This window comes from Novosphingobium sp. Sphag1I (assembly GCF_056279125.1).
The window spans coordinates 200,505-210,561 of the sequence record NZ_JBWBQS010000010.1; the positions used below are offsets into that span (position 1 = coordinate 200,505).

Here is a 10,057-nt window from a genome sequence, read left to right on the forward strand (position 1 = left end):
AATCGCGCCTTTGTCGAGATGCGAACCCCTGTCATTGTGCTTCGAAAATGGGGGCAATAGGTTAATATTAAGCTTAGTTTTTGCCTTTTTCAAATCAAGGCAAACAGGCGCCCGGCCATCCATCCCATCGCCACCGAGACAGCCACCGCCAGCAGCCCGTAAACCAGCGATTCTTTTTGCGAGAAATCGGCAACCGCTTTTTCAAACCCTTCCTTGCCCACCTCCACCCGCGCGGTGGCGGAGGCCACCACCCGCCCCTTGCGCACGGCAAAGGTTTCGGCCGTGTAGGTGCCGGGCTGAAGGCTGGAAGGCAGGTTGATACGCGCGGAATAAAGCACCTGACCATTGATGGTCACGCCATGATCATCCTGATGAAACAGGCCCTGCCGCTGCATCAGATCCACCAAGCCCTTGGCAAAATGGGTTTCGCGGGCCGGATCAATACTGTCGCTGGGCGAAAGTTGCAGCGAATCGAGGCCCAGTTGGTAAATAGCCGCCGTGCGCGGATCGGTAATCTCGCGGATCGGACGATTGGCCACCACGGCATAGAAACTGGGCACCGAACGAAGCGTTGTATATTCGGCGTTGACCCACATGCCGGCTACCTTTTGCTTTTCCCGCAAAACCATCTGGCGCGCCGGCCCTTCCAGAACGACAACGACGTCATAGTCCCGCGCCGCGCTGGCCCCGTCGGGCGACATGATCGCCCCGAACAAGAGCAATTGCGCCCCGGTAAAACCTTGGCGCAATTCGATCCGGTGCTGCGAAATGTCGGTGACCAACACCGGCTCGCTGGCCCCGGTCAGCAGGAAGAAGGCAAGAAGGGCAAGCAGACGCTTCACAGCAGGCTCACCGTGAAAATCTCATCAGGCCGCCATGTCAGGCCCAGCGCCATGCGCGCCGCCACGGCCAGTACGATGGCAGCCAGAGCGAGGCGCAGCTTAACAGGGCTGGCCGTAGTGGCAAAACGCGCGCCCAGTTGCGCCCCCGACACCGATCCGATCAGCAAGAGCGCCGCCAGCACGATATCCACCGCCCGCGTGGTCAACGCATGCATCATCGTGGTCGCCATCGTGACGAACAGGATCTGGAACAGGCTGGTTCCGACCACGACCTGTGCACTCATGCCCAGAATATACAGCATGGCCGGGACAAGGACAAAGCCCCCGCCAATCCCCATCAGCATGGTCAGAATGCCGGTGAACACGCCCAGCAACAGCGGTGCCAGCGGCGAAATATAAAGACCCGACCGATAAAACCGCCAACGCCCCGGCAATCGCGCCACCATCGGGTGATGCCTGCGGCTGCGCACCGGGCGCGAACCTTCGGCCCCTGCGCGCAAGGTCTGGATGCTTTCACGCGCCATCATCGCGCCAATCCCGCCCAGCATCGAGACATAAAGCAGGTTGATGACCGTATCGATCTGTCCCAGCGCCTGAAGCAAACTGAACAGCAACGCGCCGATACCCGTACCCAAAATGCCGCCGGCAACCAGAACGCCGCCCATCCGATAATCAACCCCGCCACGCTTGTGATGTGCCAGCATGCCCGAAACACTGGCCCCGGTAACCTGGCTGGCCGCAGAGGCGGCAGCGACCGTGGGCGGGATGCCGTAAAAGATCAGCAGAGGCGTGGTCAAAAACCCACCCCCCACGCCGAAAATGCCCGAAAGCATACCCGTCAGCAGCCCAAGCCCGACAATAATCAGACCGTTGACCGAAAGATTGGCAATGGGAAGATAGACATCCATGGCAGACCCACGCTAGCGCCAGTTTGCCAAAGGGGAAAGCCCCGCCCGCACCCAAGTCCGCACAGGCGCGTCAAAAACCTGCGGACAGCGTCACGGCGGGGCCGGAACTGGGCATGGCATTACCCTTTACCCGCAAGCGGTAATCGATGGCCAGACGTCCGCCCACCCGGCCACTGCGCAAGCCGACCCGCAATGTCGGCCCCACATCCAGACGATTGGCGCCCTCCTGCGCCCCGCCCCATGCGCCAACGCCCAATCGGACCTGTGCGCCATCGGGCCGGTTGACGACATGTTCGACCCGGATCTGTCCATCGATAAAGGGCGTGGCGGCCAGACCGCCAACGTAACCGGCCTGAACATAGGTTTCCGCTTCGACCTTTCCACCCAAGGCAACCGGTGGCATTTCCGTCACCAGACTGACCGAGGGGCGCAAATGTGTCTGGCCGGACTGGAACTGGCTGGCCCGCATTTCGGCCATGGCAATGATCGGAACCGACGGCACCGGGCGCAGCGAAAGGCCCGCCGCGACCTCCTTCTCACCCGTTCCGTTCAGCGCACCATAGGCGCGTGTATAGGCCGTCAGCTTAAGTGGCGAGCCGGGCACCAAACGGTATCGCAGAACAGCGCCGATCTGATTGGCGCCATAGGTCGGGCCATAGGGCGCTCCGCCACTTGACAGTGCGTTGCTGGCGCCACCCTGACGCATCAACAACCAGCCGTCGCCCGACCACCGGGGCGCCAATAAGGTTTGGCGCTGTCCTAATGCCAGCAAGTCTTGCGTGCGTGGCGGCACCATGGCTGCATCTTTCGACACCGGCCCGCCATTGGCCGAAAGACGTAAAACGGAGGGAGGCCGTTTGACGACCGAGGGGTCTTTTTTCGCCTCATTGCGCTTAGGCGGCATATCAAACGGCAATGGCAATTGGGCCATGACGGCCAGATAGAGCATTTGCTGGGCGGCGGCCCCTCTTACTCTTGCCGAAGATGTGACCTCGGTCATGGGGTCGGGCAAATCCAATGCCTGTGGTTCCGGCAAGGGCGCCTGCGGCAAATCCATACGGAGCGGCGATAGAGCCGGATGCCATGGCACATCGGCAATCGGGGCTGCATGACCAATCAACGACGTATTTCGTGCATTCTGCCATCGCTTGAGGCTGATACGGGGCCTGATCGGGGCTTTAACGCTTGGCTTGCTGTCATGAATGGCCAGCGACAAATGCTGCCAGGTAAGCGTACGCACGCCCATCCAGACCATCAGTACGGAAAGGAAAATGACAAGCGGTTGCCCACGCTTTCTGGGTTGCGCAAGGCGACCGTGCAAATCGGCAAATTCGGGCATCAGGCAACCTGCTCAACAGGGCCCTTGGCCGCTTGGATAGTGGAAGCCAGAGCGGGATGGACAACATGTTCCGTCTTGTCCCAAACGACCTTTGCCCCGGCAAGGCTGCGGCAATAGGCCAGCACCGCACGGCGCGCGGCCAATATCATCACAATATTGGCAACAGGCAGGCGCAGAGGCGCAAGCAATCCCTGTTTCCACCCGTATTCGCGCCCGGTAAACACGGCCCGCATAAAGGACCGCCAAAAGAGGCCGAGAGCGCAAATTTGCATACAGTAGCGCATCGCATCCGAAGCAGGCGGCAATTGCGGCATTTCCCTGCCATACCACAGTCGCAATATTGTAAGCGTCCCTTCGAGCACGACCAGCAAGTATGCGACAAACAGCACCAGTGCGATCAGCGGGCCGCGACGATCGCGGATCGACATCCAGATATCGACAAAGCGGCCATTCCAGCCCAGCCTGTCCCAGCCCTGAAGGCTGATGCCATGCATCCAGCGCGTTTTTTGACGGACCGAGGTCAGCACGGTGTTTGGGAAATAGGACCGCGTGCCGATAAGGTTGCCATCGGCATCCCGGCATCGCAAAAAGCAACTGCGCCCGCCCAATTGCGGGATCAGCATGCCCAACTCGTAATCCTCGGTCAGGCAATCGGCAGCAAATGGTCCTTCGACACCCTCAAGAACCCTTATTTCACCGATAGTTTCAATGATGTCGCGGGCAAATCCGCAACTGACACCTGCGGCGGGCAGGCCCGCACCCAAGGCATCACGTACCGGAAGCATTCGAGTATGGGATTCGGTAAATTCATCACAATAATGGCCCGCCACCCAATGCGGGCCTGCGGGAAACTCTGGTCGAACCGGCAACTGGACAAATTCCACATCGCAGAGCGCGCGGTCGATCAATTTCAATTCCAGGGGATGGACCATATCCTCGCTGTCGTGCAGCACGATGCCCTTGAAACGGAAGCCCAACCGCTGTTCGTCCGCACACATCGCGCGATAAACGCGATTAAGACAATCCGCCTTGGTCGTCGGGCCGAATTTATCGTGAATAACGATACGCAACCGCGGATCCGTTCCGGCCACGGCCGTGATCGCCGAAACGGTGGCCGGATCATTGGCATAACAACCGACATACAGCGTGTAGTCGGATTCGCGCCAATTATGCAGCATGTTGGCAACGGTTGTGCCGATCACGTCAGCCTCGCGCCAACAGGCGACAAAGATCGCTATGCGTCCATCCAGACGCCCATTCGAAATGGTGCGAGGCAAATGCGGCGTACCGTTCCCCGGACGAAGGCGAAGGCAAAACCAGATGACATCGATTGCCAACTCGTCCACCATGCCGATCACGAACCAGAAAAGCGCGAAAAGCAGCAATTCCCGTTCGATCAACAACAACCATTCGACCAAAGTCCAGCCACCCCATGCGGCATAGGACATCAAAGAGACAACCCCCGTTGGCACTATATGTAAATACTTAGTTAGATTCTCTAATCCACGCAATGTCATTTCTTAAGGCAGAACTTGCTTGAAGTTTATTTTCAGTCAAATTTGGAAATTTGTACAAAATATTTCCAGGCAGCAAGAAATTGCGGCGGGCATCCTGCTGGCCTTTGCGGCCATTTCCGCTATTTCCATAAGTAACTCGCCATTTTCAGAACATTGGCTGAGATTTTTGAATCAGCCACGGCTGGGTGATTTTTTTCCGCATATTCACTCCATCCGTGATCTGATTGCCGATGGACTGATGGTTATATTCTTTTTTACCGTAGGCCTTGAAGTTAAAAGGGAAATTTTAATCGGCAACCTGGCCCATGCCCAGGAACGCAGGCTGCCTGTGCTGGCCGCAACCGCAGGTATGGCCGTGCCTGCGGTTGTCTATTTGCTCATTTCCCAAGGCCATGCCGATCTGCAACGTGGCTGGGCGATTCCCTCGGCCACGGACATTGCCTTTGCCATGGGGGTTATCGCACTGCTGGGGCGCTGCGTTCCTCGCTCGCTGCGGCTGTTTCTGTTGACTGTTGCGGTTGTCGACGATCTGGGCGCGGTAATTGTGATTGCGCTGGCCTATACCGCGCATGTTGACCTGATGTGGCTCGGCATCAGTTTTGCGGTTCTGGCGGCGGGTTTTGCGCTCAATCGGCTGGGTTGCACTAAGGTGTGGCCCTATCTGATCATGGCCTGCGTCTTGTGGTGGTGCGTGCTGCACTCTGGCGTTCATGCAACCGTAGCGGGCGTTCTGGCCGCGCTGACCGTGCCCATTGCGCTTGATCAACGGCATGACAGCCCCCTGCTCCGCCTTGAACATGCCCTGACCCCGTGGAGCGGCTTTTTCATTGTGCCGCTGTTTGGCCTCGTCAATGCGGGCGTCAGGATAGACGCGGGATTGCTGGGGGCGGACCTGACATTGCCTTTGGCCATTGGCGCCGGTTTGGTATTGGGCAAACCGATTGGTGTCTTTGGGGCAATCTGGCTTGCCGAAAGCTTGGGGATCGCGCGCAGGCCCGATGGCGTCAGCTGGCTTCAGGCTCTGGGCGCGGGGCATCTTGCCGGCATTGGCTTTACCATGAGCATGTTTATCAGCTCGCTGGCTTTTGCCCCCGATCCCATGCGCGAAAATGCCATACGGATGGGCATTCTGGCCGGATCGATTGTTTCAGGATTGATCGGCGGCGCTCTATTGAAACTGGGGCGACAGGATTGACCCCTGCCGCCCTCGAATCCTTTACCATGTGCCAGTATTGCCCATGCTGGCCCAAGGCTCTTGAGGCGGCAGCTTTCCGTTCTGAAGCAATTCGATGCTGATGCCGTCCGGCGTTTTGACAAAGGCCATGTGACCATCGCGCGGCGGGCGATTGATAATCACGCCGGCATCGGCCAACGTCTGGCACGTGGCGTAAATATCCTCGACCTGAAACGCCAAATGGCCAAAATTGCGCCCGCCGGTATAGGTTTCCGCGCTGCCATCCTCGGCGGGCCAGTTATAGGTCAGCTCAACCTCGTAATCCTGTCCGGGACAGGCCAGATAGATAAGGGTGAAGCGCCCCTGCTCGCTGGAAAAGCGGCGGGTTTCCTGCAACCCCAGCAAATTGAAGATCGCAATGGTTGCATCCGGATCGGTCACACGGATCATCGTGTGCAAAAATTTGGTCACGGCTCAAAACTCCAATAATCGCCAATCACATGCTGATCCGACCATGCCGGTCGGATAACCCGTTGGGCAAGACGTAAATTCCGCCCCCGCCCAAGATGATGGATCGGCTGCCACGCCCTCTTGATAAACTTGACCCTTACCTGCGTCACCCTTAATGCCCTGAGTTTCACAAAATATGAGGCGAACAAGACTATGCTAGGTGCGTTGCGCAAGTTGTTCGGCGGCCCCGCCTCGACCAACACGTCGCGTATTCCAGATGGTCAGCGCGTCTTTGCCGTCGGCGACATTCACGGTCGGCTCGACCTGTTCGAAGCGCTGATGAGCGCCATCGAAGCCGAAGACGAAAAACGCGGCCCCGCCGATACAACGATCATTCTGTTGGGCGATCTGATCGATCGTGGCCCGGCCAGCCTTGGGGTCCTTTCCTTGGCGCGGCAATGGCAAAGCGAACGCCGCGCGGCGAACAAGGCCATGCACATCCTGATGGGCAACCATGAAGAGATGCTGCTGGATTCGCTCGAACGGCTTGAGGTTCTTCGCCATTTTGTCCAGCATGGCGGACGCGAAACCATTCTCAGCTTTGGCGTGGACGAGAAGGCCTATGCCGAAGCCTCGTGGGAAGAACTGCATGCGCTGCTCAATCAGGTCGTATCGGATGAATGGGTCAACTTTATCAAAAGCTTTGAAAAGAGCATCCTGATCGGCGACTATGCCTTTGTTCACGCGGGCATTCGTCCCGGCATCCCGCTGGACGAGCAATCCGTTTCCGACCTGCGCTGGATCCGCGAACCATTTCTGTCGAGCGAGCAGTCTCATGGCTGCACGGTGGTTCATGGCCACACGATTATCCCGGCGCCGGAATTTCGTCGAAACCGGATCGGGATCGACACGGGCGCCTATCAATCGGGCCAATTGACCGCGATCCTGCTGGAGGGAGCCGAGCGAGCCTTGATTTCCACCACAGTCGAGGACGGCAAAATCGGCATTTCTTATTCAGGTTGATGTGTTCCGCGCACAAAAAGGGGCGTCAGGCTTGCTTGGGCAGACGCCTCTGACCAAACGTTCAACGCCATGATGATGGAGAGGCCGCCATGGGATTTGCTCTGCGCAAGGTTCAACGCCTGCGGATTTATTGCCCGGTTGCCGCGTCCACTTTGTCGCGCCTGATGGCCGGGGAATCGGTCGAGGATGATCCGGCGTTGGGTGGGATGCTGGCCATTGTGCGGGGTGACAATCCGCTTGGCGATTTCGGCCTCTATCGCGGCGTGGTCGAATTGCATCCTGGTTGGGAAAATTTCGAACCGACCGCCGGCGCAACGCCGACATTGGGCGCGGCTGGCGCGCGCAGTCTCTCGCCCACTGTTATCCTGACGATCCATATTCCCGATGATGCGCCGCAGCAGGCAGTCGATCAAACGCTGGAGGCCATCATCGCCGCGCACCCGTGGGAAGTGCCCGTGATCGAACTGGATGAAACCCGCCTGTTGATTCGGGCCTGATTTCTACTGAAGCGTGGCGGCGCCATCGTCACCATCGCGGCGACCGTAAAATTGCATCAATTGCACCAGCAATTCACAGCGCATCGCCAGATCGGGGCTTTCCAGCAGCGCCTGCTTTGACGCGGCATCAAAAGGCGCGATCTGGGCCACACCATTGATCAGCGATTGATCGTCCAATCGCGTCACCTGCTCCCAATCGACCGCATAGCCTTGCGCATCGGCAAAGTGGCGCGCCTCACGTTCGAACATGGCGCGCTCGACCGCGCTGATCGATTGATGTTCGGGGTCGGGCAACAATTCGGCCTCGACCTGACGGAAAGGCGTCACAACCGTCATTTCGCGCAGGATGCGAAAACGCGCCTCGCCCACCAGCACAATGTTGAACCGCCCATCGGGCAGCGCCTCGACCTCCTGAATATGTCCCAGCGTCCCCACATCATAGAGCGGGGCGCCCTCCTCCGGCCTTTGCGGTTGGATCATGCCGATTCGCCGATCCCGAGCCAGCGCATCGGACACCATGGCCCGATAGCGCGGCTCAAAGATATGCAGCGGCAGGCTGAGCCCCGGATAGAGCATCGCCCCCGAAAGAGGAAAGATCGAGACCCGCATCAATCAACCGAACAGGATGGTGGAGAGCTTGCGACGCTGGGCCGAAACCCAGGGATCCTCAAGACCGATGGCCTCAAAAATCTGAAGCAATTTGGTGCGCGATGCGCCCTCGTTCCACGTCCGGTCCGCCGCGATCAGACGCAGCAGTGTGGCCGCCGCCGCATCGCGATCACCGGCGGCAAAGGCCGCGCTGGCATAATCAAAGCCTGCCTGATGGTCATCGGGCGCAGCTTCAGCCGCCGCCTTCAAACCGGCCAGTTCGCCATCCTCAGGCGCATCCTTGGCCAGTTCGAGCGCCGCCTTGGCCCGCTCCACCGCCGGATCGCCCGCGATGGCCGGATCGAGCGAGGCCAGAACGCCCTCGGCTTCCTCCACCTGTCCGCCCAGCACCAGCGCGCGAATCAACCCGCCATGGGCCGCTGCGCTGTCAGGCGCGATTTCAACGATCTGCGCAAAAATATTGACGGCACGTTCGCCATCGCCTGCTTCCAGCGCTTCCTCACCCATGGCCAGCAGCGGTTCAAGATCAGGCTTGGGGTCGCCCGCAGGCTGGATCGGCAATTGCTTGAGCAACTGATCCAGCATCGCCTTCAACTGCGATTCGCCGCGCGCATTGGTCAGGTCGGCAATCGGCTGCCCCTGAAAAATCGCATAGACGGTCGGGATCGAGCGGACCTGAAACTGGCCGGCGATAAAGCCTTCCTCGTCCACATTAACCTTGGCCAGAACGACGCCCTTGTCGGCATATTCGGCCGCGACCTTTTCCAGCACCGGGGTCAGCGCCTTGCAAGGCCCGCACCATTCGGCCCAGAAATCGAGAATCACCAATTGCGTCATCGAAGGCTCGACCACCGCCTTGCGGAAGCGATCAACGGCTTTCTGTTCTTCGATGCTCAGGCCAAGACTTGCCACCGGGGTACTCCATATTCGTGATGCGCCCGACCGGACGCCTTGGCCCCTATGTGGACCTTTCGCGTCATTTGTGAAGGGATAAAGCGCTTTTCTCACCATAGCAGAGGTGATGGCGGGCCGACTAATTTTCAATTTTCCGCCATGAAAATGAAAAGATGCAAAGATTGTGCTTGGCAAGGTGAAAGAGCGTCGTTAAAGGGCCGCCTCACCCCGCAACGGAGCGCCCCGCTCCATTGCCGAAACGCCAGAGCGGGCGTAGCTCAGGGGTAGAGCACAACCTTGCCAAGGTTGGGGTCGAGGGTTCGAATCCCTTCGCCCGCTCCAAGTTTCACCCGGTCATGCGTCCGCATGGCCAAGCCCGAGCGGGCGTAGCTCAGGGGTAGAGCACAACCTTGCCAAGGTTGGGGTCGAGGGTTCGAATCCCTTCGCCCGCTCCAGTTTTTTAAGGTGCTGCCATTTGGCGCACCCGCCCGAGCGGGCGTAGCTCAGGGGTAGAGCACAACCTTGCCAAGGTTGGGGTCGAGGGTTCGAATCCCTTCGCCCGCTCCAATTTTCACGACAACGATGCGATTGCAGGCCTAGTCACGGCCTGCGCCGAGGCGAACCCTCTGAAATCTTTGATGCGCTGCGCCGCAAGCGGCTCCGCTGAATGGTTCGAATCCCTTCGCCCGCTCCCGCCTTTACGACAACAATGCGATTGCAGGCCTAGTCACGGCCTGCGCCGAGGCGAACCCTCTGAAATCTTTGATGCGCTGCGCCGCAAGCGGCTCCGCTGAATGGTTCGAA

Annotated in this window: 10 protein-coding genes and 3 tRNA genes; 6 read left to right on the plus strand and 7 right to left on the minus strand. The window is 59.1% G+C overall.

Annotated features, from left to right (window positions below):
* Positions 1-89 precede the first annotated feature (89 nt).
* From ACZ9HU_RS13625 to ACZ9HU_RS13640, 4 genes are all read right to left on the minus strand, one after another.
* On the minus strand, positions 90-842 hold the full coding sequence (locus ACZ9HU_RS13625) for a TIGR02186 family protein (protein ID WP_476105698.1): 753 nt from the start codon (positions 840-842) through the stop codon (positions 90-92).
* The gene (locus ACZ9HU_RS13630; RefSeq protein WP_476105700.1) at positions 839-1,750 is read right to left on the minus strand and encodes a sulfite exporter TauE/SafE family protein; all 912 of its coding nucleotides are present in this window, start codon (positions 1,748-1,750) and stop codon (positions 839-841) included. The genes ACZ9HU_RS13625 and ACZ9HU_RS13630 overlap by 4 nt, the downstream gene beginning before the upstream one ends.
* Positions 1,751-1,820: 70 nt before the next feature.
* Positions 1,821-2,750, minus strand: a complete 930-nt coding sequence (locus tag ACZ9HU_RS13635; RefSeq protein ID WP_476105702.1) for a hypothetical protein — start codon at positions 2,748-2,750, stop codon at positions 1,821-1,823.
* Positions 2,751-3,088: 338 nt separating this feature from the next.
* Positions 3,089-4,537 carry a glycosyl transferase family protein gene (locus ACZ9HU_RS13640; protein ID WP_476105703.1) on the minus strand — a complete coding sequence of 483 codons (1,449 nt, stop codon included), beginning with the start codon at positions 4,535-4,537 and terminating at the stop codon, positions 3,089-3,091.
* A gap of 88 nt (positions 4,538-4,625) precedes the next feature.
* On the opposite strand from ACZ9HU_RS13640, the gene nhaA reads away from it, so the two are divergent.
* Positions 4,626-5,801, plus strand: a complete 1,176-nt coding sequence (gene nhaA, locus ACZ9HU_RS13645; protein WP_476105705.1) for a Na+/H+ antiporter NhaA — start codon at positions 4,626-4,628, stop codon at positions 5,799-5,801.
* A gap of 21 nt (positions 5,802-5,822) precedes the next feature.
* Here nhaA and ACZ9HU_RS13650 read toward each other — a convergent pair whose 3' ends face one another.
* The gene (locus tag ACZ9HU_RS13650; protein WP_476105706.1) at positions 5,823-6,251 is read right to left on the minus strand and encodes a VOC family protein; all 429 of its coding nucleotides are present in this window, start codon (positions 6,249-6,251) and stop codon (positions 5,823-5,825) included.
* A 192-nt stretch (positions 6,252-6,443) separates the two neighbouring features.
* Here ACZ9HU_RS13650 and ACZ9HU_RS13655 point away from each other — a divergent pair, with 192 nt between their 5' ends.
* Together ACZ9HU_RS13655 and ACZ9HU_RS13660 are read left to right on the plus strand one after the other, a co-directional pair.
* Positions 6,444-7,253: a metallophosphoesterase family protein gene (locus tag ACZ9HU_RS13655; protein WP_476105707.1), complete on the plus strand. Its 810-nt coding sequence runs from the start codon at positions 6,444-6,446 to the stop codon at positions 7,251-7,253.
* Between the two features lie 89 nt (positions 7,254-7,342).
* The gene (locus ACZ9HU_RS13660; RefSeq protein ID WP_476105708.1) at positions 7,343-7,750 is read left to right on the plus strand and encodes a hypothetical protein; all 408 of its coding nucleotides are present in this window, start codon (positions 7,343-7,345) and stop codon (positions 7,748-7,750) included.
* Between the two features lie 3 nt (positions 7,751-7,753).
* On the opposite strand, the gene ACZ9HU_RS13665 is transcribed toward ACZ9HU_RS13660, so the two are convergent.
* Both ACZ9HU_RS13665 and ACZ9HU_RS13670 read right to left on the minus strand, forming a co-directional pair.
* A complete protein-coding gene (locus tag ACZ9HU_RS13665) occupies positions 7,754-8,359 on the minus strand; it encodes an LON peptidase substrate-binding domain-containing protein (RefSeq protein WP_476105710.1) in 606 nt (201 codons plus the stop codon).
* A gap of 3 nt (positions 8,360-8,362) precedes the next feature.
* Positions 8,363-9,271 carry a tetratricopeptide repeat protein gene (locus ACZ9HU_RS13670; RefSeq protein ID WP_476105711.1) on the minus strand — a complete coding sequence of 303 codons (909 nt, stop codon included), beginning with the start codon at positions 9,269-9,271 and terminating at the stop codon, positions 8,363-8,365.
* Between the two features lie 249 nt (positions 9,272-9,520).
* Between ACZ9HU_RS13670 and ACZ9HU_RS13675 the strand changes: the two genes are divergently transcribed.
* From ACZ9HU_RS13675 to ACZ9HU_RS13685, 3 genes are all read left to right on the plus strand, one after another.
* A tRNA-Gly gene (locus ACZ9HU_RS13675) sits at positions 9,521-9,595 on the plus strand.
* Between the two features lie 38 nt (positions 9,596-9,633).
* Positions 9,634-9,708, plus strand: a tRNA-Gly gene (locus ACZ9HU_RS13680).
* Positions 9,709-9,745: 37 nt separating this feature from the next.
* Positions 9,746-9,820: transfer RNA gene (locus ACZ9HU_RS13685), tRNA-Gly, on the plus strand.
* Positions 9,821-10,057: the final 237 nt, after the last annotated feature.

What these genes read in the sequence shown, in the direction of transcription:
- ACZ9HU_RS13660 (WP_476105708.1), top strand. Translation starts at nt 7,343, where the DNA reads ATGGGATTTGCTCTGCGCAAGGTTCAACGCCTGCGGATTTATTGCCCG.
- ACZ9HU_RS13635 (WP_476105702.1), bottom strand. Translation starts at nt 2,750, where the DNA reads ATGACCGAGGTCACATCTTCGGCAAGAGTAAGAGGGGCCGCCGCCCAG.
- ACZ9HU_RS13630 (WP_476105700.1), bottom strand. Translation starts at nt 1,750, where the DNA reads ATGGATGTCTATCTTCCCATTGCCAATCTTTCGGTCAACGGTCTGATT.
- ACZ9HU_RS13655 (WP_476105707.1), top strand. Translation starts at nt 6,444, where the DNA reads ATGCTAGGTGCGTTGCGCAAGTTGTTCGGCGGCCCCGCCTCGACCAAC.
- ACZ9HU_RS13665 (WP_476105710.1), bottom strand. Translation starts at nt 8,359, where the DNA reads ATGCGGGTCTCGATCTTTCCTCTTTCGGGGGCGATGCTCTATCCGGGG.
- ACZ9HU_RS13640 (WP_476105703.1), bottom strand. Translation starts at nt 4,537, where the DNA reads ATGTCCTATGCCGCATGGGGTGGCTGGACTTTGGTCGAATGGTTGTTG.